The organism is Microbulbifer sp. VAAF005, from assembly GCF_030012985.1.
GTDB lineage: Bacteria > Pseudomonadota > Gammaproteobacteria > Pseudomonadales > Cellvibrionaceae > Microbulbifer.
In genome coordinates this window covers 2439720-2465247 of sequence record NZ_CP120233.1, presented here as the reverse complement: position 1 = coordinate 2465247, position 25528 = coordinate 2439720, and the positions used below count along the sequence as shown (strand labels likewise).

General features: G+C 53.9%; 23 protein-coding genes. 11 read left to right on the top strand and 12 right to left on the bottom strand.

The features are described from left to right. Positions 1 to 4 precede the first annotated feature (4 nt). The 4 genes from pxpB to uvrA form a co-directional block, all read right to left on the bottom strand. Positions 5 to 733 carry a 5-oxoprolinase subunit PxpB gene (pxpB, locus tag P0078_RS10840; protein ID WP_282934382.1) on the bottom strand — a complete coding sequence of 243 codons (729 nt, stop codon included), beginning with the start codon at positions 731 to 733 and terminating at the stop codon, positions 5 to 7. Continuing rightward, complete coding sequence (gene pxpA, locus P0078_RS10835; protein ID WP_282934381.1) at positions 730 to 1479, bottom strand: 5-oxoprolinase subunit PxpA; 750 nt, start codon at positions 1477 to 1479, stop codon at positions 730 to 732. The genes pxpB and pxpA overlap by 4 nt, the downstream gene beginning before the upstream one ends. 65 nt (positions 1480 to 1544) lie before the next feature. Next, the gene (locus P0078_RS10830) at positions 1545 to 2144 is read right to left on the bottom strand and encodes a hypothetical protein (RefSeq protein ID WP_282934380.1); all 600 of its coding nucleotides are present in this window, start codon (positions 2142 to 2144) and stop codon (positions 1545 to 1547) included. Between the two features lie 88 nt (positions 2145 to 2232). Next, the gene (gene uvrA / locus P0078_RS10825) at positions 2233 to 5058 is read right to left on the bottom strand and encodes an excinuclease ABC subunit UvrA (protein ID WP_282934379.1); all 2826 of its coding nucleotides are present in this window, start codon (positions 5056 to 5058) and stop codon (positions 2233 to 2235) included. A 159-nt stretch (positions 5059 to 5217) separates the two neighbouring features. On the opposite strand from uvrA, the gene P0078_RS10820 reads away from it, so the two are divergent. From P0078_RS10820 to P0078_RS10805, 4 genes are all read left to right on the top strand, one after another. Then, entirely contained in the window at positions 5218 to 6624 is a 1407-nt protein-coding gene (locus P0078_RS10820; protein WP_282934378.1) for a mannose-1-phosphate guanylyltransferase/mannose-6-phosphate isomerase, read from the top strand. Between the two features lie 90 nt (positions 6625 to 6714). After that, on the top strand, positions 6715 to 7824 hold the full coding sequence (locus P0078_RS10815; RefSeq protein WP_282934377.1) for an MFS transporter: 1110 nt from the start codon (positions 6715 to 6717) through the stop codon (positions 7822 to 7824). A gap of 213 nt (positions 7825 to 8037) precedes the next feature. Then, entirely contained in the window at positions 8038 to 8661 is a 624-nt protein-coding gene (gene ssb, locus P0078_RS10810; protein ID WP_282934376.1) for a single-stranded DNA-binding protein, read from the top strand. A 15-nt stretch (positions 8662 to 8676) separates the two neighbouring features. Next, entirely contained in the window at positions 8677 to 9525 is an 849-nt protein-coding gene (locus tag P0078_RS10805) for a sugar nucleotide-binding protein (protein WP_282934375.1), read from the top strand. A gap of 64 nt (positions 9526 to 9589) precedes the next feature. On the opposite strand, the gene fabB is transcribed toward P0078_RS10805, so the two are convergent. Together fabB and fabA are read right to left on the bottom strand one after the other, a co-directional pair. Beyond that, on the bottom strand, positions 9590 to 10813 hold the full coding sequence (gene fabB / locus P0078_RS10800) for a beta-ketoacyl-ACP synthase I (protein WP_282934590.1): 1224 nt from the start codon (positions 10811 to 10813) through the stop codon (positions 9590 to 9592). Between the two features lie 66 nt (positions 10814 to 10879). After that, positions 10880 to 11404: a 3-hydroxyacyl-[acyl-carrier-protein] dehydratase FabA gene (gene fabA, locus P0078_RS10795; protein ID WP_282934589.1), complete on the bottom strand. Its 525-nt coding sequence runs from the start codon at positions 11402 to 11404 to the stop codon at positions 10880 to 10882. Between the two features lie 316 nt (positions 11405 to 11720). Between fabA and galU the strand changes: the two genes are divergently transcribed. Then, a complete protein-coding gene (galU, locus tag P0078_RS10790) occupies positions 11721 to 12572 on the top strand; it encodes a UTP--glucose-1-phosphate uridylyltransferase GalU (protein ID WP_282934374.1) in 852 nt (283 codons plus the stop codon). Continuing rightward, positions 12569 to 13915, top strand: a complete 1347-nt coding sequence (locus P0078_RS10785) for a phosphohexomutase domain-containing protein (RefSeq protein WP_282934373.1) — start codon at positions 12569 to 12571, stop codon at positions 13913 to 13915. Before galU ends, P0078_RS10785 begins: the two co-directional genes overlap by 4 nt. Before the next feature lie 63 nt (positions 13916 to 13978). On the opposite strand, the gene P0078_RS10780 is transcribed toward P0078_RS10785, so the two are convergent. Then, positions 13979 to 14608, bottom strand: coding sequence for a hypothetical protein (locus P0078_RS10780; protein WP_282934372.1), 630 nt, complete (start codon positions 14606 to 14608; stop codon positions 13979 to 13981). 254 nt (positions 14609 to 14862) lie between these two features. Further along, on the bottom strand, positions 14863 to 15825 hold the full coding sequence (gene ispB, locus P0078_RS10775) for an octaprenyl diphosphate synthase (protein WP_282934371.1): 963 nt from the start codon (positions 15823 to 15825) through the stop codon (positions 14863 to 14865). 249 nt (positions 15826 to 16074) lie between these two features. On the opposite strand from ispB, the gene rplU reads away from it, so the two are divergent. The 4 genes from rplU (at position 16075) to proB (ending at position 19266) form a co-directional block, all read left to right on the top strand. Then, positions 16075 to 16386, top strand: a complete 312-nt coding sequence (gene rplU, locus P0078_RS10770; protein WP_282934588.1) for a 50S ribosomal protein L21 — start codon at positions 16075 to 16077, stop codon at positions 16384 to 16386. A gap of 17 nt (positions 16387 to 16403) precedes the next feature. Next, the gene (rpmA, locus tag P0078_RS10765; RefSeq protein WP_073277572.1) at positions 16404 to 16661 is read left to right on the top strand and encodes a 50S ribosomal protein L27; all 258 of its coding nucleotides are present in this window, start codon (positions 16404 to 16406) and stop codon (positions 16659 to 16661) included. A gap of 189 nt (positions 16662 to 16850) precedes the next feature. Further along, positions 16851 to 18059 (top strand): Obg family GTPase CgtA, encoded by a 1209-nt coding sequence (gene cgtA / locus P0078_RS10760; RefSeq protein WP_282934370.1) that lies wholly within the window; start codon positions 16851 to 16853, stop codon positions 18057 to 18059. 70 nt (positions 18060 to 18129) lie between these two features. After that, positions 18130 to 19266: a glutamate 5-kinase gene (gene proB, locus P0078_RS10755; protein WP_108731692.1), complete on the top strand. Its 1137-nt coding sequence runs from the start codon at positions 18130 to 18132 to the stop codon at positions 19264 to 19266. Positions 19267 to 19333: 67 nt separating this feature from the next. Here the strand turns inward: proB and rpsT are convergent, their stop codons facing one another. The 4 genes from rpsT to P0078_RS10735 form a co-directional block, all read right to left on the bottom strand. Continuing rightward, positions 19334 to 19600: a 30S ribosomal protein S20 gene (gene rpsT, locus P0078_RS10750; RefSeq protein WP_108731693.1), complete on the bottom strand. Its 267-nt coding sequence runs from the start codon at positions 19598 to 19600 to the stop codon at positions 19334 to 19336. A 143-nt stretch (positions 19601 to 19743) separates the two neighbouring features. After that, positions 19744 to 21768: an ATP-binding protein gene (locus P0078_RS10745; RefSeq protein ID WP_282934369.1), complete on the bottom strand. Its 2025-nt coding sequence runs from the start codon at positions 21766 to 21768 to the stop codon at positions 19744 to 19746. Between the two features lie 35 nt (positions 21769 to 21803). Next, positions 21804 to 22493, bottom strand: coding sequence for a proteobacterial dedicated sortase system response regulator (gene pdsR, locus P0078_RS10740; RefSeq protein ID WP_108735148.1), 690 nt, complete (start codon positions 22491 to 22493; stop codon positions 21804 to 21806). A gap of 217 nt (positions 22494 to 22710) precedes the next feature. Next, a complete protein-coding gene (locus P0078_RS10735; protein ID WP_282934368.1) occupies positions 22711 to 23397 on the bottom strand; it encodes an OmpA family protein in 687 nt (228 codons plus the stop codon). A gap of 468 nt (positions 23398 to 23865) precedes the next feature. Here P0078_RS10735 and murJ point away from each other — a divergent pair, with 468 nt between their 5' ends. Further along, positions 23866 to 25476, top strand: a complete 1611-nt coding sequence (gene murJ, locus P0078_RS10730; RefSeq protein ID WP_282934367.1) for a murein biosynthesis integral membrane protein MurJ — start codon at positions 23866 to 23868, stop codon at positions 25474 to 25476. Positions 25477 to 25528: the final 52 nt, after the last annotated feature.

Here is a 25528-nt window from a genome sequence, read left to right as displayed (position 1 = left end):
CTTTTTAGGGTGAACTACTTTTAGTACTCTGCGAGAGTATATGAAATTGCTGAGAATCTATTGCATAAAATTCAATTTCATCTAAAGGTGCAGCGATAAATGGGGAGGGTTCCGCAGGTTGAAAAAGACTAAGGGGTGTCTGGCCAATAATTTGCCATCCCCCCGGTGTAGCTTGTGGGTAGATGCCTGTTTGTTCTCCACCTATCCCGACAGCGCCTGCGGGAATTCTGGTTCGGGGAGTTTCTTTTCTGGGGCAATATAGCTTTGGGTCAAGTCCGCCAAGGTATAAGAAGCCTGGAGTAAAGCCCAACATATGCACTAAGTAACGTTGTGCGGTATGTCGTTTGATGATTTCCTGTGACGATAATTTGGTATGTTCTGATAATGCCTCAAGGTCTGGAGAAAAGCCTTCTTCGTAGCATACGGGAATACGCACTATACGTGGTCTACTGGTGAAGGGGGCAGGGTTGTTTAGAAAGTCCTCGGTAGTTTTAGTGAGTAATTGGTATAAGGTTTTGTGATCCCATAGGGAAGGATTGAAAATAACAGTTAAGCACTGGTATGCAGGAATGATATCAATGATACCTGGATGCACTTCATTTAATAGAGCCGCTCTCAAACCGATAATTGTCCGGCTAAGAGCTTTGCATGGTTTGCCGGAAAAGCGGATATCTACTGCACAATCTCCGTTAATGGTAATAGCTAATGGTATATGGGGGGCAGGGTGTGTCACCGAGCTATACTCACGCCGTTTGCATTGAGATGTTGATTAAGTTGTCTGGCGATAATGGGCGCTTGGGGATTATCGCCGTGGAGGCAGATGGTATCCACAGAGAATTGCAATTTTTCACCAAGATAATCGTTAAATTCTAAGCCCTTTGCCAAGCAGATAGCCTGCTGTAAGCACTGTTCTGTCTCAGCAATAACAGCACCCGCCATTGAGCGTGGAGCTAGTTGGTTATTGCTGAGGTACTGCCTATCCATAAATCCTTCGCGAATAAATGTTTTATTTTGTTTGGCAGCAGCGAACTGCATGGCAGCGTTGGCTAACCCAATAATTTTCAGTGAAGGATATTCTTTGTCGAGTAGGGTAATAATACTTTTAGCGAGTTCTCTGTTTGACTCTGTATCATTGTAGAGAGCGCCGTGTAGTTTAATATGGTCTAAAGTTGCTCCTAGGCTACGCGCGATATTTTCTAGTTGGTTTACTTGTGCGCAAAGAGAGTCGAGTAATTTATTTTGAGGAATAACTAGAGATTTGCGGCCAAAATTTTCCCTGTCGGGGTAGCTGGGGTGCGCGCCGATTTTTAAACTATTTTTTAGGGCGTTTTCGATTGATCTACCCATGATCTCGGGAGTGCCAGCGTGACCGCCGCAAGCTATATTGCAACGGGAAATAAACGGCATGATTTGGGCGTCCCTGTCACAGCTGTGTAAATCAGCACCTTCACCCAGATCGCAGTTGATATCAATGTTCACTGTGGCATCCTGCCTGTATATATTTTGAATGGGTTTTAACGCTAAGAATCTGCCTATTAAAGTAGTTAATTGTCAGGGCACTGATTTACTTCCATAGAGATTTTCTTTGAATTTGATTCATAGCAATTTCCCAGTGGGGAGCAGAAGCAGGCGGAAATTGAAAGGTTCCATCTTTCTTGATTAATTTTTTCCCATAGTTCAGAAGTTGCAGTGCCACGACTTAAAGAATAGAAAGGGTACTCCGACTGTGAGGGAATGATAACTTCATTTATTTCTGAAGAGCTTTGAAAGCCTTCGTCAAGGGGTGGGTGGTGATTATTATAGTTTCTATTAAATTTATTTTTCATCATTTTATGCTCTTCCTGACAGCAGGCGCGCAAAAAATCATGGGTGCTTGAGTATTCTACATTTTTATATTTAAAGCTAACGGATTTTAGGATGGCAGGGCCGGCCCCAGCATTGCGAAAGCCAAATGTAATTTTGCTTTGATTGCTCTCCTCGTCATAGTTGCCATGGCTGAACTGAATAACAGGCATTGTCATTATTTTGACTTGTTGATTGGCAGCTCTGGCTTGTAAATAGGTGGCATAGAAGGATGCCAGAGAAATCATAATTGCACTTACTGCGATCACTGAGTTTAAGCGGTCGCGATTGAATAACTTCATATCTTGTCGCACCTACCTACTAGTTATTTTTAAGTGAATTGAGCTAGAAAGGATGCCGGTCTATAGATTGGCATCCTTTCCTATTCAATTAGTTCAGCATGGTTTTTAGAAAGCGCCCGGTATGGGAAATGTCCATTTCTGCAACATCCTCAGGTGTCCCCGTGGCAATAATTTGCCCGCCGCCAGAGCCACCCTCCGGGCCCAGGTCTACAATCCAGTCTGCAGTTTTGATCACGTCCAGATTGTGTTCGATCACTACGATGGTATTGCCGTGATCGCGCAGGCGATGGAGAACATCCAGCAGTAATTGGATATCGGCAAAGTGCAGGCCGGTAGTCGGTTCGTCGAGGATGTACAGGGTTTGCCCAGTGTCTCGTTTGGATAGCTCGCGGGAGAGTTTTACCCGTTGGGCTTCACCACCTGAGAGAGTGGTGGCAGCCTGGCCCAGCTTGATATATGAGAGGCCGACATCCATTAGGGTTTGCAACTTCTTCGCGATTGCGGGCACAGGGTCAAAGAATTCCCGTGCATCTTCCACGGTCATTTCCAATACTTCGTGGATATTCTTGCCCTTGTAGTGTACCTCCAGGGTCTCGCGGTTGTAGCGCTTGCCGTGACAGGTATCACAGGGTACATAGACATCCGGCAAAAAGTGCATTTCTACCTTAATCACCCCGTCGCCCTGGCAGGCTTCACAGCGCCCACCCTTGACGTTAAAGCTGAAGCGTCCAGGTTTATAGCCCCGTGAGCGGGCTTCCTGGGTGCCAGCAAACAAGTCGCGAATTGGGGTAAAAATACCGGTATAGGTTGCCGGGTTTGAGCGAGGAGTGCGCCCGATAGGACTCTGATCAATATCCACGCATTTGTCGAAGTGCTCCAGACCGTGCACCTCTTTATAGGGAGAGGCCTTAAGGGTTGTTGCTTTGTTAAGTGCAGTGGCGGCAAGTGGATAGAGGGTTGTATTAATCAGGGTGGACTTACCAGAGCCGGATACACCGGTTACACAGGTAAATAATCCTACTGGGATCTCCAGATCGACGTCCTGTAAATTATTTCCACTGGCCCCTTCGAGGCGCAACAAATAGTCCGGGTCGGGTACGTAGCGTTCTTCCGGTACGGCAATTTTCTTTTTGCCGGAGAGGTACTGACCGGTTAGGGATTTCTTGCATTTGGTAATTTTATCGGCGGTACCCGCTGCCACGACTTCTCCACCATGGACTCCGGCACCGGGGCCAATATCGACGATAAAGTCGGCACTGCGAATGGCATCCTCATCGTGCTCCACCACAATAACCGTGTTGCCGATATCGCGCAGGTGGGTAAGGGTGTTGAGCAGGCGCTCGTTGTCCCGCTGGTGTAGGCCGATAGAGGGCTCGTCGAGAATATACATTACGCCCACGAGGCCGGCGCCGATCTGGCTGGCGAGGCGAATGCGCTGTGCTTCGCCGCCGGAGAGGGTTTCTGCACTGCGGTTTAGGGTCAGGTAATTCAGGCCGACATCGACGAGGAAGCGGAATCGATCGCGAAGCTCTTTGAGAATCTTATCGGCAATCTCTTTCTGGGCGCCTTTAAAAGCCAGCTCATGGTCGAAATACTCGAACGCATCGCCTACAGGCAGCTCAGTAATTTGCGCCAGGGTGCGGTTATCCACAAAGACATGACGGGCCTCGCGGCGCAGGCGGGTACCGTGGCACTCTGGGCATTTTTGTGTACTCAGATACTTGGCTAACTCCTCCCGTACCGATTGGGACTCGGTATCCCGATAGCGGCGTTGGAAATTGGGGATAATGCCCTCGAAGGTGTGCTGGCGCACGGTGACATCGCCGCGATCATTGATGTAGCTGAAGTCTATCTCTTCGTCGCCACTGCCCTGCAGGATAACCTTGCGGTGGGCTTTGCGTAATTTTTTCCAGGGCTTACCCAGATCGAAACCGTAGTGCTCGGCGAGGGAGTCGAGCATGTGGTAATAGTAAATGTTGCGTCTGTCCCAACCGCGAATGGCGCCCTCGGAAATACTGCTTTCCGAATCGATAATTACCTTGTCTTCATCGAAGAACTGTTTGACGCCCAGGCCGTCACAGCTGGGGCAGGCACCCGCGGGGTTGTTGAAGGAGAACAGGCGCGGTTCCAGCTCATCCAGTGAGTAATCACAGACGGGGCAGGCGTGGCGGGCGGAGAAGAGGCGATCTTCCTGGTCTCCATCCATAAAACTGATGGAGGCGATACCGTCGGTGAGATTCAGGGCAGTTTCGAAGGATTCCGCCAAACGCAGTTGCAGGTCCTCACGCACCTTAAAGCGGTCTACCACCACCTCAATGGTATGCTTGCGGCGCTTATCCAGCTTGGGGGTGTCGTCCAGGTCACAGATAACTCCGTCGATCCGTGCCCGCACAAATCCGTCCCGGCGCAGTTGTTCAAACACGTGCTGGTGCTCACCTTTTCGATCGCGAACTACTGGCGCCAGCAACATAATCTTGCTGCCTTCCGGTAAAGCCAGTACCTGATCCACCATCTGGCTGATCGTCTGGGCTTGCAGGGGTTTGTCGTGCTCGGGGCAGCGGGGTTCTCCAACCCGGGCAAATAGCAGCCGCAGGTAGTCATAGATCTCTGTGATGGTACCTACAGTGGAGCGGGGGTTGTGAGAGGTGGACTTCTGCTCGATTGAAATTGCCGGTGATAGCCCCTCGACGGTATCCACATCCGGCTTTTCCATCATCGACAGGAATTGACGGGCGTAGGTGGAGAGTGATTCCACGTAGCGGCGCTGTCCCTCTGCGTAGAGGGTGTCAAAGGCCAGGGAAGATTTGCCGGAACCGGACAGGCCGGTGATAACGATCAGTTTATCGCGGGGAATGTCCAGATCGATATTCTTCAGGTTGTGGGTGCGAGCACCCCTTACATAAATCGTGTCCACGCTCTACCTATATGCTGCTAATACTGGGCCGGGCCTCGGACTTGCTCCGCGCGGGGCGATCACAACTGCGGTGCCGGAAAAACAGTCAAGTATAAACTCGCCACCTGATGTGCGAAAATTGTCTTTCGCAATACCCGACATTCAGGCAGATAGCATTCGATGATTCCTGTGATTCTCTGTGGTGGCACCGGCTCGCGCCTGTGGCCACTCTCTCGCGAGGCCTACCCTAAACAGTTCCTACCCCTTATCGGTGGTGAAACGATGTTACAGGCAACCGTAAGGCGCCTGGAGGGCATTGAGCCATTACAGGCGCCGATCCTGGTATGCAACGAAGAGCATCGTTTTGCCGCCGCCGAGCAATTGCAGGAAATCGGCCACGGAGCCCAGTCCATTTTACTGGAGCCCTGCGCGCGCAATACTGCACCGGCTATTGCCCTGGCTGCCCTGGCAGCACTGGAGTCAGGAGCTGACCCTTTACTGCTGGTATTACCGGCAGACCACGCCGTTTCCGACGAGGCAAATTTTCAGGAGTCTGTAGAGTCGGCCCGAGCCCTGGCTGAGCAGGGGCATCTGGTCACTTTTGGCATTGTGCCGACCCGGGCGGAGACCGGCTACGGCTACATTCGGCGCGGGGATAAATTGGCGGAAACTGCTTGGAAAGTGGCGGAGTTCGTCGAAAAGCCGGACACTGAAACCGCTGAAGCTTACCTGGCCTCCGGGGATTACTCCTGGAACAGTGGCATGTTCCTGTTCCGCGCCTCCCGCTATCTGGAGGAGTTGGAGCGGTACCGTGCAGATATTCTCACAGCCTGCCGCAGTGCCTATAAGAGTGCCGCGAGGGATCTGGATTTTACCCGGGTGGATAGAGAGGCTTTTGCAGCCTGCGCAGATGAGTCTGTGGATTATGCAGTAATGGAGCCGACGGAATCCGCGGCAGTTGTACCTATGGATGCGGGTTGGAGCGATGTGGGCTCCTGGCAGGGGCTATGGGAGTTAGCAAAACGTGATGCCAATGACAATTTGCTTCAGGGTGATGTGTTGCTAGAAGACTCCCAGCGCTGCCTGGTGCGTGGTGAGAGCCGCTTGGTCAGCCTTCTCGGTGTATCCGACCTGGTTGTTGTCGATACTGACGATGCGCTTCTGATCGCTGACCGGCAGCGGGTCCAGGAAGTCAAAAAACTGGTCAGTAACCTCAAGAGCACTGGCCGCAGTGAGGCCCAAAGGCACCGCAAGGTATATAGGCCCTGGGGCTACTACGACTCGATTGATGCGGGTCCACGCTTTCAGGTGAAGCGTATTGTGGTGAAGCCGGGTCAGCAGCTATCCCTGCAGATGCATCACCACCGCGCTGAACACTGGGTTGTGGTGCAGGGAACTGCGAAGGTTACCCGGGGTGAAGAAGAGGTCCTAATCACCGAGAACCAATCGACTTATATCCCGCTGGGGGTGGTCCACCGTTTGGAGAACCCCGGTACGATTCCCTTGGAGCTGATTGAGGTGCAATCCGGCAGTTATCTCGGGGAGGATGACATTGTCCGCCTCGATGATGAGTACGGTCGTAACTAGTTGTGGATAAAAGTTGTGCTGTTTCCCCTACAGCCGGGAGGCGGCTCACTGTACAATGCGCGCCCTATTTGATGCTGTTCCGGGATTTGCATGAATTCCATTGAGCGCCGCGCCCTGGGTGGGCTGGCTTCCCTGTATGTCTTTCGTATGCTGGGCCTGTTTATGGTCCTGCCGGTTCTCACTGTGTACGGCGAGGGCTATCGCGATAGCACGCCCATGCTGCTGGGGCTGGCAATGGGTGCCTATGGCCTGAGTCAGGCGATACTCCAAATTCCTCTGGGGCTCCTGTCCGATCGTTGGGGGCGCAAGCCGGTTATTTATACCGGCCTTGCACTGTTTGCCCTGGGCAGTGTCATCGCTGCGCTGACAGATTCGGTTTACGGCCTTATTGTGGGGCGGGTACTGCAAGGTTGTGGTGCTATTGCCGCTGCGGTGATGGCGCTGGTTGCCGACTTAACCCGCGATGAAAAGCGCGGTATTGCGATGGCGATTATCGGAGCGTCTATTGGCGTCGCATTTATGCTGGCGGTGATCCTGGGGCCTGCGCTGGCCGGTGTGGGCGGCTTGCCGGCAATTTTCTGGGTCACTGCTGGATTAGCACTGCTGGGTGGATTATTGGTTTGGCGCCTGGTGCCGACTCCAGAGGCGGCTAGGCGACCGGCCGTTTATGGCAGTGGTTTTCGTACGGTAGTTAAAAGCGGTCTTGTTTGGCGCTTGGTTTCTGGGGCCTTTTTCTCCCACTTGTTGCTCACGGCATTGTTTGTCGCCTTGCCATTGGTGCTAGTCGATAGATTGGATTGGCCGGCGAGCGAACACTGGAAACTGTATGGGCCGCTAATGCTCGGCACCTTCCTGGTGATGTTGCCAATGATGAGGGCGGCAGAGAAAAGTGATCGGGTGCCTTTCGCGCTTAATTTTGCTTGTTTAGCTTTGATCGGTGGCAGTGCGGCCTTGTTGTCTGCAAGCACCTGGGTGTTGGTAGTCTTATTGGCAGTGTTCTTCACTGGTTTCAACCTGCTTGAAGCCCTGCTGCCGGCGCAGCTAACCAGGAAGGCTCCGGCGGAAGCGAGGGGCGCAGCTACGGGGCTCTACGCGACTTTACAGTTCTTTGGCACCTTTGTCGGCGGTAGCCTGGGTGGCCTGCTGTTCGGTCTGGGGGCGCTTCCGCAGTTGCAGCTCTGGGTTTGGCGGTGCTGCTGATATGGATGTTGCTGTGGTGGGGTTTGCGCGAGAGAGTGTGAAGGTAGTGCTTACTAACGCTGAGCCGCTATTGTATCCTACTGGATAAAAATACAATATTTACCGATGGTGCAATGCAGCGCTGACGGTATTTCATAACACTTGATAGATTAATTGATTGTTTAAATAGTTTATTGCCCCGGGTGGAGCCCGGGTTGACGAGAGGAGAGGGCCATGGCCAGGGGTATTAATAAAGTAATTCTGATCGGTAATCTGGGGAATGACCCGGAAACCAAATATATGCCGAGTGGCGGTGCTGTTACCAACATCAGCCTGGCTACCAGTGAGAGCTGGAAAGACAAGCAGACTGGCCAGCAGCAGGAGCGCACTGAGTGGCATCGCGTAGTATTTTTTAACCGCCTGGCTGAGATCGCCGGTGAGTACCTGCGCAAGGGGGCCAAAGTTTATGTAGAGGGCTCTCTACGCACCCGTAAGTGGCAGGATAAGAATTCCGGCCAGGACCGCTACACCACTGAAATCGTTGCCAGCGAAATGCAGATGCTGGACGGTCGCGGTGAACAGGGCGGCTTTGGTCAGGGTATGGGTGGCGCTGGAATGGGCGCAGCCGCAGGTGGCCAAATGGGTGGCGGCCAGCCGATGGGTGGTTCCAGCGGTTTTGACCAACAGGGCGGCGGTTTCCAGGGTGGCTACCAGCAGCAGGGCGGCCAGGAGGCATACGGGCAGGGGCGTACCGCTCCCTCACCGATGGCACCAGCTAACCAGCAGCCCCAGCAACAGCCGAACCAAGGTCCTGCCGGTGGTTTCGATAATAGCTTTGATGACGATATCCCGTTCTAAGAACTGGATTTACCAGTGTCTGAATTGAATACAGGTTATATGCCGGATACCGTCGCCATTATCACAGCTGGTAATGAGATTGATGGTGCGCTGCAAAAAAGACTGCAGCGCGCAGGCTTTCGCATACAGCAGTTGACCCCTGGGGAAATCGATCAATTGAGACCGGGCTCAATTGTGATTAATGCCTCCGCCTGTGCCGACAATCGAGGCATGCCGGAGTCACTGCTGGTGAGCAAGCGGCTTTGTGCTGCACCCTGTGAATATATTATTCACCTCTCATCCTACCAAGTTTTTTCTGGCGGTGAGCGCCGCCGCTATGACGAGGATGAGCCCGCAGAACCGCAGTCCCCGAGTGGGCGCGAATGGCTGGCCTGCGAAGATGCCTTTAATGGGCTGCAAAACCTGACGATTTTGCGTTTTGGCTGGATGGTGGATAGTGGTCAGGATGCCTTGTTAGGGCGTATTTTACGCAACTTTGTGTCTGGGGAGCCTTTAGCCTTGGATGGAAGGAACAGCGGCAACCCGGTGACGGTAGTGGATATGGCGCGTGTAGCAGTGGCAGTTGCCCAACAGCTTGCTAGTGGTGCCAAAGCTGGAGGCGTCTACCATTACGGCAGTTCTGATAGCTGTACTGCGATGGAGTTCGCGTTGGAAGTTGTTGAGCGTGCTCAGGCATTTTACGATGAAGAACGTTTAGCCGAGCTAGCTTCACTTGGAGGTGAGACTGAAAAGGGAGATCGCAGCATAGAGCTTTCATGTGGCAAATTGCGAGATGTTTTTGGTATTCAGCAACGCAGCTGGCGGCAGGGGCTGACGCGTCAAGTTGAACTGTGGCTGGAGCGCTTGCATGTGGAACCAGAGTGATTTGGTTCCTATTATGCAGAAGGAATATAAAAAGGGCGCCTTGAGGCGCCCTTTTTTATTTCGATTAGATTTTATCGAAAATCAGGCAGGCATTGGTTCCGCCAAAACCAAAGCTATTGGACATAGCTCGTCTGACTTCTGTCTCTCGGAGCTCGCTGACTAGGTCCATGCCCTCAGCCGCAGGGTCGAGATTCTCTACGTTAGCTGATGCCGCAATAAAGTCATTCTGCATCATCAGTAGGCTGTAGATAGCTTCCTGAACCCCTGCAGCTCCCAGGGAGTGGCCCGTAAGTGATTTGGTAGAGGCAAATGCTGGAACCTTATCCCCAAAGACTTCACGCATGGCTTTCAATTCGGCGATATCGCCCACGGGGGTAGAGGTGCCGTGAGTGTTGATATAATCTACGCTACCCTGCAGACCTTTGCCATCCATACCGGCCAGAGCCTGCTGCATGCAGCGGGCGGCGCCTTCACCGCTTGGGGCAACCATATCGTAACCGTCGGAAGTGGCGCCGTAACCGGTCAGCTCCGCATAGATAGTCGCACCGCGCGCCAGCGCGTGTTCCATTTCTTCTAGAACGAGGCAGCCACCACCGCCAGCGATCACAAAACCATCGCGATCGGCATCGTAGGGGCGAGAAGCGTGAGTTGGGTTATCGTTGTACTTGCTGGAAAGAGCGCCCATAGCATCAAACAGGTGGGTGAGGCTCCAAGCAAGCTCTTCACCACCACCGGCGAAGATGACATCCTGTTTGCCCATCTGGATTAACTCGGCACCATGGCCAATACAGTGGGCACTGGTAGCGCAGGCTGAGGAAATGCTGTAGTTCACCCCTTTGATTTTGAAGGGAGTCGCTAGACATGCGGATACGGTGCTGCCCATTACCTGGGGGACGCGGTAGGCGCCAACACGACGTACGCCTTTCTCCTTCAGAGTATGAGCGGCATCAATAATCTGCTGGGTGGATGTGCCCCCCGACCCCATGACGAGACCAGTGCGTGGGTTGGACACCTGGGCCTCTTCAAGGCCAGACATATCAATGGCTTCGCGCATTGCAATGTAGGCGTAGGCAGCTGAGTCGCCCATAAAGCGTAGTTGCTTGCGATCGATATGTTCTTTGAAATCGATGTCCACAGACCCAGCTACATGGCTGCGCAGACCGAGCTCCTTGTACTCTTCTTGAAAGCGGATGCCGCTTCGGCCAGTTTTTAGTGACTCGGTGACTTCTTTTGTGTTGGTACCGATACAGGAGGTGATACCCATTCCGGTAATGACGACCCGACGCATAGTGATCTCCAGCATAGCTTCTCGGTAGAGGGTTGTGGCTTCCACCGGTATTAGTCTTAAACGAGTTTAAAAGTTGTCCGTACGGGTAAATAAGCCTACGCGAAGATCCTTTGCGGTGTAAATTTCCCTTCCATCCACAGAGACACTGCCGTCGCCAATACCCATAACGAGCCTGCGCTCAACAATCCGACTCATTTGGATATGGTAAGTTACCTTCTTGCTGGTGGGGAGGATTTGGCCTGTAAATTTAACTTCCCCACAGCCCAGAGCACGACCGCGGCCGGGGTTGCCTTTCCAGGCCAGGAAATAGCCCAGTAGCTGCCACATGGCATCCAGTCCCAGGCACCCAGGCATTACGGGATCGCCGGGAAAGTGACAGTCGAAAAACCATAGGTCGGGGTGAATGTCGAGTTCAGCGATCAGCTCTCCTTTTCCGAATGCGCCCCCTTCTTTAGATATATGAGTGATGCGGTCGAGCATCAACATATTGGGAGCTGGCAACTGGGCATTGCCTGGGCCGAACATCTCGCCGCGGGAGCAAGCCAGAAGCTCCTCTCTGGTATACTCACTTTTTTGTACAAAATTACTCATCATTTCCCCGTTAGTGGGTGGTTATGCAATTGAGATTGGACACTTTTGCAAGAGCGGGCATTCTAAGGGCTGTGTGTCGCTTGTCCAGTCGGTCAAGGCGCTTTTTGTGACTGGCGCGAGAATTGTTTTCACAAATACTGCTTTTTAAGCATATTAATTCCCTAACATATTCGTATAGTTTTGGGCTTTATCCTCGGGGAATTCACATTTTGGGCCAAGTCTAACGTTATCGTATGTAAGTGCTCGCGTCACGACGCTATGATACGTTGCCTGCCCTGCGCGGGGTGCGCTGTTTTTAATTGATTGGGGGAGCAGAATGCTCAAGAAATGCCTATTTCCTGTTGCCGGTTACGGTACTCGTTTTCTTCCTGCCACTAAGGCTATGCCGAAAGAAATGTTACCGCTGGTGAATAAGCCTCTGGTCCAGTACGGTGTTGAGGAGGCTATAGAGGCAGGGCTGACCGAGATTGGGTTTGTTACAGGTCGAGGCAAGCGTGCCATTGAGGATCACTTTGATACCAACTTTGAGCTGGAGCACCAGATTGCTGGTACCGGTAAAGAACGTTATTTGGATTCAGTCCGTAAAGTGATCGATAGGGCGAGCTTTTCTTATACCCGTCAGGGGGAAATGAGAGGTTTGGGTGATGCCATTTTACAAGGGCATCGCCTAGTTGGTGACGAACCGTTTGCAGTTGTGCTAGCGGATGACCTGTGCCTGAATGAAGACATGGGAGTTTTGGGGCAAATGGTCCAGCTGTATAAGCAGTTCCGCTGCAGTATTGTTGCTGTGGAAGAGGTGCCGAAGGACCAGATCCATAAATTCGGTGTGATCGGTGGTAATGAGATTAAACCTGGTTTGTACCAGGTCACCGATATGGTGGAGAAGCCTGCAGCGGAAGATGCCCCCAGTAATATGGCGATTATTGGTCGTTATATCCTGACACCGGATATCTTTGATCTGATCCGTGATACCCCTCCAGGCAAAAATGGTGAGGTTCAAATTACCGATGCGCTGATGGCACAAGCACAGCAGGGCTGTGTATTAGCTTATGCTTTTAAGGGCCGCCGCTACGATTGTGGTTCGGTTGAGGGCTTTATAGACGCTACCAATCACGTTTATGAAAATGTGTATTTGCCAGAGCAGGCTGCTGAGGAGAAAAGCAAGTGAGTGAGCTGACTTGCTTTAAGGCTTATGACCTTCGCGGCCGTGTTCCCGATGAACTTAACACCGATGTTGCTTATCGAGTGGGGCGTGCTTTTGCTCAGTTTCTGAGTGCTCGTCGAGTAGTTGTTGGACATGATATACGGCTTACCAGTGGCGAGCTGACTGATGCGCTAGTGAATGGATTGCGAGATGCCGGTGCCGATGTTTTCCATATCGGCGAGTGCGGTACAGAAGAGGTCTACTTTGCCAATTTCCACGGGGATTTTGACGGCGGTATTTGTGTTACTGCCAGTCACAATCCTATGGACTACAACGGCATGAAGTTTGTACGTGCAGGCAGTAGTCCAATCAGTGGTGATACCGGTCTACTGGATATCAAGCGTTTGGCAGAAGAAAACAACTTTGCCCCGGTTGAGCAAAGAGGCACTTTGCAGCGCTTTGAACACCGCGCTGATTTTGTGCAGCACTTATTGGGGTATATCGATAATACTGCATTGAAACCATTAAAATTGGTGGTTAATGCAGGTAATGGTGGCGCGGGGGCGGTTGTTGATGCGCTGGCTCCACACTTGCCATTTGAGTTTGTGCGAGTTCACCATGAACCCAACGGCAACTTTCCCAACGGTATTCCCAACCCAATTTTGCCAGAAAACCGCAATTCTACTGCCGAGGCAGTGCGGGCAAGCAGCGCTGATTTTGGTATAGCCTGGGATGGTGATTTTGATCGCTGCTTTTTCTTCGATGAAAAAGGTGATTTTATCGAAGGCTACTATGTTGTTGGCTTGCTGGCAGAAGCTTTTTTGGCAAAAAATAACGGCGCCAAAGTTGTTCATGATCCGCGTCTGCTTTGGAATACTGAGGACATTGTTCGCACTGCTGGAGGAGAGCCGGTGCAGAGCAAGACCGGGCACGCCTTCATTAAAGAGCGCATGCGCAAGGAAGATGCCATCTATGGTGGCGAAATGAGCGCGCACCATTATTTCCGGGATTTTGCCTATTGCGATAGCGGTATGATTCCATGGTTATTAGTCGCTGAGTTGGTAAGTCGCAGTGGTAAATCGCTGTCACAGCTTGTTGGTGAACGCATGGCTGCTTTCCCTTGTTCGGGAGAAATCAATTCCAAGGTTCAGGATGCTGCAGCACTATTAAAGGCGGCAGAAGAAAAGTATGGACCTGCAGCTGACAGCGTCGAGCATGTGGATGGCTTGAGTATCGCTTACCCTGAGTGGCGTTTTAATTTGCGTATGTCAAATACTGAGCCGGTTGTTCGCCTGAATGTTGAATCCCGGGGAGATGAGGTGTTGATGCGAGAGAAAACAGAGGAGCTTCTTCAGCTGATCGGCTGATGCCTTTTTTCTCGTATAAAAAGCCCCGCAAATGCGGGGCTTTTTTGCTTGAGGGCTGTCTGTTTACAGGAGTCGGGTAACAGCCTGGATTGGCCCTTTGGGAGTTTTTAAGTGCTGGGCGTAGATTTGCCACTGGTTGCCAACCCGCACTCCAACGACAGAGGCGTAGTCGGTGTAGCTGTGGTGGTGGGGCTTTAGAGCTGAGCGGCCAAGGGATTTTTGCACCCCGCCGAAAACCCAGAATTTCCCCTGATTGATAACGGCATTGTGCGTGGCTTTGCCATTAAGCCCCTGGTTTTTTCTCGGCCGAATATGGGCAACGACCGGCATATTTGCGTTATGCCCGCCTATACAGAAACAGCAGTCGCTGAGCTGACCGGTAACCATAATGTCGGCACCGTTGCGCATTTGATAGGGTTCAATGCGATCTAGGGGAAGTTTTTCACTCCAGTCGATCATGCGAATATGGTGAACTTTGACTGTTTGTGGGTCTTCGATAAAAGTCCCATTGGGGTCAAAAGCAAATAACTCGTTGGGTTTATCGTCACCGGACACGCCCATATTCATGGTATAGGTCCCGAATTGATAATCCATAACTTCGGTTTTTTTGCTGCCGGTAATTTTTATGAGATTACTGCCCAAGAATATTTCCGGGTAATTTTTTAACTGATAAAGCGCAGTAGAGCTTTTCATATCCTGGTCTCTCTATACCAATTACATTTCTGTTTGTTATTTTGATGCCCTGTAAAGTTGGTGCTGGCGTTTAAAATAACAAGAAGAACAATCGTACCTAATATCGGGGGAGAATGGAAAATAGATGCGAATAAAGCTTGGATGCTGGTCAGGATTGTTGGCAGTTCGAGGAGATAGGAGTTGTACTGCCTTTTATCGTGCTAAAAATAACAGCGCTGCCCGAGTTGGTGAGATAGCCCAGGCAGCGTTTATTTTCAGACGTTTCTTTCGATAGCAAAGCTTGTCAATTGCTGCAGGGCGGTTTTTTGTTCACTCTCGGGCATAAAGGCCAATTGCTTTTTGGCGTCTTCTACAGCGGCCCGGGCACGATCCATTGTGTAGTCCAGTGCACCGCAGGCTTCAATGGCCTCTACTATTTCACTGAGCTTTTCCGCACTGCGCTGTTCAATTGCAGTTTTTACCAGCAGTGCCTGCTCCTTGCTGCCGTTGGCCATGGTGTAGATCAAGGGCAGGGTCGGTTTGCCCTCCGCCAGGTCATCCCCAACATTTTTACCCAGTTCTTCCGAATTACCGCGATAATCGAGAGCGTCATCAACCAGCTGGAAGGCGAGCCCCAGATGTCGGCCGTAGAGTTTCAAAGCAGTCTGTTCTTCACTTGAGCAGTTGGCTAATACGGCCGCAGTTTCACAGGCGGCTTCAAACAGTGCGCCGGTCTTTTTGTGGATGACGGTGAAGTAATTCTCTTCGCTTACTGCGGGATCACCGGCGTTGACCAACTGCTGTACTTCACCCTCTGCGATGGTGTTAGTGGTCTCTGAGAGTATTGCCATGATATTCATGTCTTCCAGGGCAACCATCATCTGGAAGGCGCGGGAATAGAGGAAATCTCCCACGAGTACGCTGGGCGCATTGCCCCACTTGGCATTGGCGGTAAGGCGGCCGCGGCGCATGTCAGAGGTGTCCACGACGTCGTCGTGCAGCAGGGTGGCGGTGTGAATAAACTCGATAATTGTGGCGAGATCGATATGGTTCTCACCCTGATAGCCGCAAGCTTTGGCACAAAGCAGTACCAGTAGTGGGCGCAGGCGCTTGCCCCCGGCTTCGACCAGGTAGTGACCTATATTTTCCACCAGGGGAACGTCCGAGTGCAGTTGATCGAGAATGCGCTGGTTAACCGCAGCAAAGTCTTCGGCGGCGACCCGGTGAAAAGGCAGCATGTGAGAGTTCCTTATACGACTAGACAGAGGCCTCCCGGGGGCCGGAAGGCGAAGGGGCGCTATTGTATCAACCCGGCGAATTGATTAGAATCTGCGCCCCGCCAATTGCGGGCTCTTTGCGGCTATTGGGTCGTCTGCGGGCCTTTTGGCGAATAGATGTTAAACACACGGCGCAAGCTCCCGAAATGCGGAGCAGTGACTTACTGGTCCTCCCGCTGCTTCGTGTCGTCCTTACCGGAGCATAGAAATATGTACGCTGTTTTTGAGAGCGGTGGCAAGCAACACCGTGTAGAAGAAGGCGAAGTACTTCGCCTGGAGAAGCTGGAAGTAGCAACTGGCGAATCCATTGATTTTGATAAAGTGTTCATGGTTGTCGATGGCGACAAGATCAGCATTGGCGCTCCTGTTGTAGATGGCGCTAAAGTAACTGCTGAAGTGGTAAGCCACGGCCGCGGCGAGAAGGTGAAAATCATCAAGTTCCGTCGTCGTAAGCATTCCATGAAGCGCCAGGGCCACCGTCAGTGGTACACCGAAGTTAAAATCACTGGCATCAAGGCATAAGAGAGGAGTAACGACTCATGGCACATAAGAAAGCTGGCGGTAGTACGCGAAATGGTCGCGATTCCGAGAGTAAACGCCTGGGCGTGAAGCGCTTTGGCGGCCAGTCTGTAGCAGCAGGCAACATCATCGTTCGTCAGCGTGGCACCAAGTTCCACGCCGGTGTTAACGTTGGTATGGGCAAAGACCACACCCTGTTCGCCACTGCGGACGGCGTTGTGAAGTTTGAAGTTAAGGGCCCCAACAACCGCAAGTTCGTTTCTATCGAAACTGCTTAAGCGGTCATTAGCCCAAGCTTCATAAAAAGCCCCGCTATTGCGGGGCTTTTTTGTTGGAAAAGTCGCAAAAAGACCGCGACGGGAAGTTAGGGTGGCAGTTGCCCACAGGAGGCGGCTTGTCGGCTGGTATGATGATAGTGCGCGCATCTGCGCACCGGATGAGACAACCGCTGTGGCGGTGGAGTGATTATGAAGTTTGTCGATGAGGCGCCCATCTCTGTGCAGGCAGGCAAGGGCGGCAATGGCTGCCTGAGCTTTCGCCGGGAAAAATTTGTTGAGAAGGGTGGCCCGGATGGCGGTGACGGCGGCGATGGCGGTTCCGTGTACCTGGAAGCTGATGATTCCCTGAACACCCTGGTGGATTATCGCTACCAGCCCCGCTACGCCGCTGAAAGTGGTCAGCCGGGTCGAGGGCGCAACTGCACTGGCGCCAAGGGTGAGGACCTGGTCCTTAAGGTGCCGGTGGGCACCACGATCATTGATGCGGATACCGGCGAGACTATCGGCGATATGACCGAAGCCGGTGAGCGTCAGCTGGTGGCCCAGGGTGGCTTCCACGGCCTGGGTAATACCCGATTCAAGTCCAGTACTAACCGTGCGCCGCGTCAGACCACACACGGCACTGAGGGTGAGATGCGCAGTCTCAAGCTCGAGCTGAAGGTTCTGGCAGATGTGGGCATGTTGGGACTGCCCAATGCGGGTAAATCCACGTTTATTCGCGCCGTCTCTGCGGCCAAACCGAAAGTGGCCAACTACCCCTTTACTACCCTGGTACCAAATTTGGGGGTGGTGCAGGTTCAGAAGCATCGCAGCTTTGTGATTGCAGATATTCCCGGCCTGATTGAAGGTGCAGCCGAAGGGGCGGGCCTGGGGATTCGCTTCCTCAAGCACTTAACTCGCTGTCGTGTTTTGTTGCACCTGGTTGACTTGGCTCCCTTCGATGGCTCTGATCCGGTGGAGAATGCCCGAGCCATTGAGCGCGAGTTGTCCACCTTTAGCCCGACACTGGCAGGGCGTGAGCGCTGGCTGGTATTGAACAAGACCGACCTGGTTCCCGCTGCGGAGCTGGAAGAGCGCTGCCAGGCGGTAGTGGATGCTCTGGGCTGGGAAGGGCCTGTGTTCCGTGTGGCAGCTATTCGGAAAGAGGGTACCGATGCCCTCGGTGGACGCTTGATGGACTACCTGGAAGAACGTCAGGAAATTGAGGAGCGAGATCCCGACTTGGCTGTGGTGGAGCTGGAAGCGCAGCGCCAAATGCAGCGCGAAGCTCGCGAGCGAATCGAAGAGTTGAGACAGAGTCATCGCGCTAAGCGCAAAGCTGCCAAGGGGCAGGTGGATGATGACGAGGATTGGGATGATGACGACGACCACGATGTGGATGTTGAGTATCGCTCTTAAATTGTGTGGAGCGAGCAGTTGCTGAGTTCGCCTGGCTCGCTCAATAGTTATCTTGTCCTGAGGGGGAAGCATGGACTCCGCAACAGTGTCCCGGCAGGCGTTGACCAAGGCCCAGCGGTGGGTGGTAAAAATTGGTAGCGCCCTTCTGACAGATAATGGTCGAGGTGTGAATACCGCAGCCATTTCTGCCTGGGTTGCACAGATGGCTGATTTGCGCCGTCGAGGGATCGAAGTTGTTCTGGTTTCATCCGGTGCTGTTGCGGCCGGGATGGACCGGTTGGGTTGGTGTCGCCGGCCCGAGTCTATCCACCAATTGCAGGCGGCTGCCGCGGTGGGGCAGAGCCACCTTGTGCAGGTGTATGAGCAGGCTTTTGGGTGCTTTGATATTCGCAGCGCACAGATCCTGTTGGATCACGATGACCTTTCCAATCGCACTCGCTACCTGAATGCTCGCAGCACCTTGCGCACGCTCCTGTCACTGGGGGCTGTGCCTATCGTGAATGAAAATGACACGGTAGTGACTGACGAAATACGTTTCGGCGACAACGATACCCTGGCGGCTCTGGTTGCAAATCTGGTTGAGGCAGATGCGCTGCTGATTTTGACCGATGCGGATGGGCTGTTTACTGAAGATCCCCGCGATAACCCCGAAGCAGAATTAATTAGTGAGGCATCTGCACTTGATCCCAAGCTGCTGGAGATGGCGGGGGATTCCCGCAGCGGTCTGGGTCGTGGTGGTATGACCACCAAGGTGCGCGCAGCGCAGCTGGCAGCGCGCTCAGGAGCTCGCACAGTGATCGCTGGCGGCGCCCTGGAGGCGGTGATAGATAAAGTCTGTGCCGGCGAGCAGTTGGGTACCCTGTTGCTGCCAGAGGCAGATCCCCTAGCGGCACGTAAGCGCTGGCTCGCGGGGCAATTGCAGGTGCGCGGAACCCTGTTAGTGGATGCCGGTGCCGAGGCGGCTATGACTGGGAGTGGTAGCAGTCTGTTGCCGGTGGGGGTTACCGCTGTTGAAGGGCGTTTCAGGCGAGGGGATCTGGTGTCTTGCAGGAATGCTGAGGGTCGCGAGATAGCGCGGGGCCTGGTCAATTATGACAGTAGTGAGAGTGGTCGGATTCTGGGACAGTCATCGGAGAAGTTTGCCGACCTTTTGGGGTATCGGGATGACGATGAATTAATTCACCGCGACAACCTGATCCTGCTCTGAATTGGCAAGTGTCGAATACAAAAAAGCCCCGCAATGCGGGGCTTTTTTGTGTCTGCTGCCTAAGGGGTTAGGCGGCCAGAGCTTTGATCTGAGCGTTCAGACGGCTCTTATGACGAGCGGCTTTATTCTTGTGAATAATGCCTTTGTCTGCCATACGGTCAATAACGGGAACTGCTTCTGCGTACGCAGTTTTTGCTTTTTCCGCATCGCCGGCATCGATGGCCGCAACTACCTTCTTGATGTAGGTGCGCACCATGGAGCGCAGACTGGCGTTGTGCATGCGGCGCTTGTCGTTCTGGCGCGCGCGTTTCTTCGCTTGAGGTGAGTTGGCCACCGGTTGCTCCTGTCTGGAATCTATAAATCTGTAACTAACAGGCCCTGGGGCCCGATCGGGACGCGACATTATCCCCACAGTTGGTTGTTTGTCAACCATAGCGGGCGTCTCGGTGCAGATATGTTGTCAATCCACAACGGCGGTTACCCGGTCGGCAACTCCAGGCTGAACTCTACACCGCTGCCGTCGCTGCGGTTTCGGGCTTTTAAGGAGCCACCGTGGAAGTCTGCGATCAGTTTTGCGATATGCAGTCCCAGCCCCAGGTGGCCGGCATTATCGCCCTGGTTGCGCACAGAAACGAGAGAGTCGAACAGCTTGTGAGCGTAACCTTCCGGGAGCAGAGGGCCGTCATTGCCCACTGTGATCAAGTAGGTATCTCTGTTTGTTGCCACTGACAGGCAAATTTCACTGCCTTCGGGAGCGAAGCTACATGCGTTATCCACCAGTTTGTCCAGCAATTGAGCCAATAACTCCGGTGCGCCGTGGCAGGCTAGCTCCCCAGTGGGTTTGTTCAGAGTAAATCGGTGTTCGCTGTGAGCATCGCCATAGCACTGTGTCATGACTTCAAGCAGGTCTGCCAGGTCGAAAGGCTCCCGCTCCGCTTGGTGGATACTGGTTTCAAGATTGCTGGCTGCGGAGAGACTGTTGAGAATCCCCGACAGCCTTGCACTGCCATCCATAGCCCGCCCTGCATAGCGGCGGCTGTGGTCGTCGAGCTCCCCGGCGGCGAGGTTGTCCAGGGATGAGCGAACCACTGCCAGCGGTGTGCGTAGCTCGTGTGACAACTTACTGGCGAGAGTGCGCAGGTACTGGTGATATTGGTCCAGTTCTGCGAGCAGGCTGGCGAAGGCCCGGTTTAGGTCTCCCAGTTCATCGCCAGCCTTTGAATGGGGAAAGTTGCCGCGCAGTTTGCCGCTGGAATCTACTGCGTTGCGGGCAGCCTGGTGTAGTTTGCGCACGCGCCAGGAAAGCCAGCTGGCGTAGCCCAAGAGGAAGAGCAGGGCGGTTGCGGCCGCGGCGCAGCTGATCAACCACAACCGGTGGGCTGCTCCCTCGGTGACTGATTGCATCGCTTCGCCAGATTGCAGGACGAGTACCTGCCCCAGAAGTGGCCGTTCAACCACTTCGTCGACCCGGGTGATAACGGGCACACTCACCGCACCAATTCGGGATTGCAGCGGTCCTGAATACCATTGCTCCCGGGTGCCACGGCTGTCAGGCGTTGGAAGAGGCAAGCTATTTTCCGGCAGCTGTGGCAAATCCTCTCTGGAAAGCAATTTGCGATAAGCCCAGTCTCTCAGCCACGAATTGCTCTCGGAATCTGCCAGCTGTAGTTGTCCGTTGCTGGCAAGAAGAAACCCCTCGCTGTCCACTACTGCGAGGCGCAGTCCAGGGCGCGCAAAGTGGTCGAGTTCTCTTTGAAGGTCTGGCAGAGGGCTTACCAAGCGTCCTGGGTGACCATCTGCCGGAAGTGTGCTGGCGCTGCGAGTCGGTGAGGAGCCACTGCTGTTTGCCCTGTCGTGAATACGGATAGAGAGGGCTCCACCGGTTAGGGCTTGTGGCAGAGCCAGCTCCAATTGGTAACCGGCACCAGAAGTTGTCCAGCGGCCCCTTAAGCGCAGCTCGCGCTCGTAGCGGCCCTCTCTCGGGTTGTGCCACAAGGCGTTGGCGGTCCCCTGGCTGGCGACGGGCAGGATGTAGTGCCGGTCAGCGGTAAACAGCTCTACGGTGTCACCACCAGCGATCAGGCCTGTGCGGGGGTCCCGGTAGGCGGGAGTTGAGTCCGAAACAGTGAGAAGCAGGTAGACTTGCTTATCCAGTTGCCCCAGCGTCACCTGGGCCATAGGGGATAGCTGCCCGTCCTCAAGGGCTCGGGGCTCCAGTTGCTGTGCTCGCCACTCATCGCCATAGCCGTCGACTCTCGGAGCTTGAGATAGGGGATTCAGGTAGAGCTGAGCGCCTGGTGGGCGCGAAAGGCGCTGAGGATCCGGGGCGATAAGCTGGGGGGCACTGGCCAAGCGCGCGGCAATTGCCGCCGCAGTTGCCTCGATTGCCTGGATCTGGCCTTGCGCTAGGGCGGCGTCCACCTGGCGGAGGTACTGGCAGCCGGCCCAGGGCAGGGTGAGTGCGACAAGGCTGACGAGCAAGAGTTGGCGACGTAGGTTCATACTTAAATTTTTGAAATTGTTCGCCTGATGGCGGTTTACAGCTGCCAGCGATACCCCATGCCGTAGGCGGTTCCTATGGCATTAAATTCTGTGTCCAGCGCCTGGAATTTTCGTCTGATTCTTTTGACGTGAGAGGTGATGGTGTTGTCATCCAGCACCACGCGGGCTGCTTCCATTAGTTGGCTGCGGGATTTAACGTGGCCGGGCCTTTTTGCCAGGGCGTGGACAATCCAGAATTCGGTCACGGTCAGGTCCACGGGTTGCTCATCCCAGTGGCAATGGAGCCTGGAAATATCCAGCCATAGCTTTCCCTGAGTTAAGCTCTCGCCTTCATCGTTTTGATCTCGCAGCACGCTAACGCGGCGCAGTAGGGCGTTAATTCGCGCCTGCATATGGGGTAGGGAGATATCCTTGGTGAGGTAATCATCAGCCCCCAGGCGCAGCCCGGAAATAATATCCAGCTCTGAGTCCCTGGCGGTGAGAAATAATATTGGCAGGCTCGGTGCCATAGCGCGCAATTCCCGGCAGAGCTCAAAACCGCCCTCCACCTCGCTGCCCAGGCCAACATCGATCACGGCCAGGTCTGGCAGCCGCTGGCGAAAAGCATCCATGGCCTCAATTCTGGCACTGTATAAATCGACCCGGTAACCGTGGCGGCGCAGAGCATCGCGGTAGTTTTCTGCGATAGCGCGTTCATCTTCGACAATGGCGATGGTTGCACTCATGACAAATCCCGACTTAATTCCTTTCTGGCGGAGAATCATGCACGAAGTTGCAGGGGTTAGGCAAAAAGGCGGGCGCAAGGCGCCCGCAAATACAACAGGGTTTCTATCAGCTTGGAGTTGCGTGAGTGGATTTGCGATCCACTCACGCTTATGTAGTGCGGCTTGAAGACGAGGGGGTATGCGGATTTGTTGTCCGCAGTGCCCCTTTCACTCAGACTCAGAAGTTTCCCGCCATGGACTCCGGAAGGGAGAAGCGGATGTCGACGCGGCGCTCCATGGCGTAGGCGTCTACATCGCCTCGGGTTGCCTGGGAGTAGGTGGAGCCGAGTGCGCTGCGGCTGATTCTTGAGGCATCAACTCCCAGCGATACCAAAGCCTCTTCCACACTCAGGGCGCGTTGATCGGACAGTACATTGTTGTAGCCGTCACTGCCGCGAGGATCTGCGTGCCCCTCCAGGTGAATTTGCAGGTGGGGGTGGCGCTTTAGGAAGTCAGCCATGGCACTCAGCTGGTGCATTTGGCCCTCCTGAAGCTCGTCCTCCCCAGTGGTAAACAGCATTTGGAATTGCAGTGAATCCAGGGCCAGTTGGCTGGCGTCGTTCGCGGACAGTTGAGCCGCATCCAATTGCTGTGCCAGGTTGCTGAGCTCTGCACGGCTCTCTGTCAGTTGTGTTGCCAGCATATCTGCCTCGTCTGCTTGCTTGATCTGCTCTCCGAGCCAGGCTCCACCGAGTGCTCCGGCGATAAAGCCTACGGGCCCACCCAATGCTGCACCGGCAATTGCAGAGCCGGTAAAGACTGAGGCCTGCTTGGCCGGAGTCAAATTGGATTCGTTTTGTTCCTTAGCGTGGGCTCCGGTGGCAATCAGAGAACCCAGGGCGACGGCCATCACTACTTTTTTCATTGTTCTGCTCCTTAGCGGCTTTTCTTACTCGTTTGGGCCTGTTCTGTTGTGGCCCGTTTGAGTGTTATTAAAAAGCTCCAAGGAGGCACTGGCGTGGCGCAGCTATGACCAACTGCGGCTCAATTGTGGCGAAATATGGCGCTCGCTCCGAAACCCAGCTCAGAAGCTGGAAGGGGCTGGGCGGCCGCAGTTATAGCAGGGGGTGGATGGACAGACGGGGCTGGGGCCATCAACAGCTGCTATGTACCGCACAATTGCCAGAACCAGGGCAATAATCAAAGCACTAATGGTCATCCCTTCTCTCCCCGCACCACCAGCTCCTTGGGTGGCGCGACTAGCTCGCTCTTAGTATAGGCTCGCGGTCCCGCAGTCGCAGGGCCTCAGCTCTGTAGAGGAGCCCATATATCCCCAGGTTTTGGGGTAGACTTGCCGGCCAACAAGTTTCAACTTTCGCCAGGAGTCCGAGTTTTGTCGCAGTCATCCCCAGCTCAGGAACAGGCAGTCGAAAAATCTGGTGCTTCCAGATTGCTGCGGGGCAGTTCCGTTGTCGGTGCTGCCACTATGCTGTCGCGAGTGGCCGGGCTGGTTCGCGACGTGGCGCTGGCCCGCTTTGCCGGTGCGGGCGATGCTGCCGATGCCTTTTTTGTCGCATTCAAGATTCCCAACTTTTTCCGCCGCTTATTTGCCGAAGGCGCATTTGCCCAGGCCTTTGTGCCGGTACTGGCCGAATATCGCCAAAAGGGCGGTAAGGCGGCTGCGCGAGAGTTAAATGACCGGGTTGCGGGTGCCCTTGGCGGCGTACTGTTGTTGGTTACTCTGTTTGGTGTTCTCTGCGCTCCACTAGTTACGGGTATTTTTGCTTTTGGTTGGTGGTGGGACGGCAGTGAGCGTGAGAAGTTCGATCTCGCTACCGATATGTTGCAGATCACTTTTCCCTATTTAATGCTGATTTCCCTGGCGGGATTTACCGGGGCGATACTCAATACTTTCGACCGTTTTGCGATTCCGGCGCTAACCCCGGTGATGCTCAACCTGGTTTTGATTGCTGCGGCGACTGTTGCTACCAATTGGTTTGATCCGCAAATTATGGCGCTGGCTTGGGGCGTTTTTGTTGCGGGGGTGGTGCAGCTGCTGTTTCAACTGCCTTTTCTCGCTCGTGAAGGTTTGCTGCCTAGCCCTAAGTGGGATTGGCAGCATAAAGGAGTGCGTAAAATTTTGCGCTTGATGGCGCCGGCGATTTTTGGGGTGTCAGTGACCCAGATCAGCCTGGTGATGGACACTCTGCTGGCTTCATTCCTGCCCAGCGGCAGTGTTTCCTGGCTCTATTTTTCCGACCGGCTCACCGAGCTGCCCCTGGGGGTGTTTGGGGTTGCGGTGGCGACGGTGATTCTGCCGAGCTTGTCGCGGCAGCACACTGACGGAGACCCCCGCCGGTTCCGTCATACCCTCGACTGGGCTTTGCGCAGTGTCACGCTAATTTCCCTGCCCGCTTCTGTAGCCTTGGTGGTACTGGCTGAGCCGCTCCTGACAACCCTTTTTCAGTATGGGCAGATGCAGCCGCGCGATATGCAAATGGCCGCCTGGTCCCTGCGTGCTTATGCCATGGGGCTGCTGGCGTTTATGCTGATTAAAGTGCTGGCGCCGGGCTATTTTGCTCGCCAGGATACCTATACCCCAGTGCGCTTTGGCTTAATTGCTATCTCGGCCAAAATGGTGTTGAGCCTGCTGTTTGTGATACCGCTTAACTACTACTTCAAACTCGGTCATATGGGCCTGGCACTGGCTACGGCTTGTCAGGCCGCTATTAACGCCTGGCTCCTCTATAAAGGCCTGCGTCGAGATGATGTCTATAAACCTGAGGCTGGGTGGGGCACTTACCTGGTAAGGTTGCTTCTGGCGAATTTGGCGATGGTTGCGATTTTGCTCGGGGCCCTGCACCTGTGGTCACAGTGGAGTGAATGGGCCTGGTATGACCGCGCCTGGCGTATGGGGCTGATCGTAGCTGCGGGGGGAGCGACCTATCTGTCCGTTTTACTGGTTTCAGGATTGCGCCCCCGCCACTTCCGCGCCACAAGTTAGTTTTTTAAGTGGGCATATCTGGATAAATATGGCCTCTGGCCGCCCAGTGGGA

Bases quoted from the DNA above. Each gene is read 5' to 3' on its own strand.
- P0078_RS10830 (WP_282934380.1), bottom strand. From the start codon at position 2,144: ATGAAGTTATTCAATCGCGACCGCTTAAACTCAGTGATCGCAGTAAGT.
- P0078_RS10820 (WP_282934378.1), top strand. From the start codon at position 5,218: ATGATTCCTGTGATTCTCTGTGGTGGCACCGGCTCGCGCCTGTGGCCA.
- P0078_RS10815 (WP_282934377.1), top strand. From the start codon at position 6,715: ATGAATTCCATTGAGCGCCGCGCCCTGGGTGGGCTGGCTTCCCTGTAT.
- ssb (WP_282934376.1), top strand. From the start codon at position 8,038: ATGGCCAGGGGTATTAATAAAGTAATTCTGATCGGTAATCTGGGGAAT.
- fabB (WP_282934590.1), bottom strand. From the start codon at position 10,813: ATGCGTCGGGTCGTCATTACCGGAATGGGTATCACCTCCTGTATCGGT.
- fabA (WP_282934589.1), bottom strand. From the start codon at position 11,404: ATGAGTAATTTTGTACAAAAAAGTGAGTATACCAGAGAGGAGCTTCTG.
- galU (WP_282934374.1), top strand. From the start codon at position 11,721: ATGCTCAAGAAATGCCTATTTCCTGTTGCCGGTTACGGTACTCGTTTT.
- P0078_RS10780 (WP_282934372.1), bottom strand. From the start codon at position 14,608: ATGAAAAGCTCTACTGCGCTTTATCAGTTAAAAAATTACCCGGAAATA.
- ispB (WP_282934371.1), bottom strand. From the start codon at position 15,825: ATGCTGCCTTTTCACCGGGTCGCCGCCGAAGACTTTGCTGCGGTTAAC.
- rplU (WP_282934588.1), top strand. From the start codon at position 16,075: ATGTACGCTGTTTTTGAGAGCGGTGGCAAGCAACACCGTGTAGAAGAA.
- rpmA (WP_073277572.1), top strand. From the start codon at position 16,404: ATGGCACATAAGAAAGCTGGCGGTAGTACGCGAAATGGTCGCGATTCC.
- cgtA (WP_282934370.1), top strand. From the start codon at position 16,851: ATGAAGTTTGTCGATGAGGCGCCCATCTCTGTGCAGGCAGGCAAGGGC.
- proB (WP_108731692.1), top strand. From the start codon at position 18,130: ATGGACTCCGCAACAGTGTCCCGGCAGGCGTTGACCAAGGCCCAGCGG.
- P0078_RS10745 (WP_282934369.1), bottom strand. From the start codon at position 21,768: ATGAACCTACGTCGCCAACTCTTGCTCGTCAGCCTTGTCGCACTCACC.
- pdsR (WP_108735148.1), bottom strand. From the start codon at position 22,493: ATGAGTGCAACCATCGCCATTGTCGAAGATGAACGCGCTATCGCAGAA.
- P0078_RS10735 (WP_282934368.1), bottom strand. From the start codon at position 23,397: ATGAAAAAAGTAGTGATGGCCGTCGCCCTGGGTTCTCTGATTGCCACC.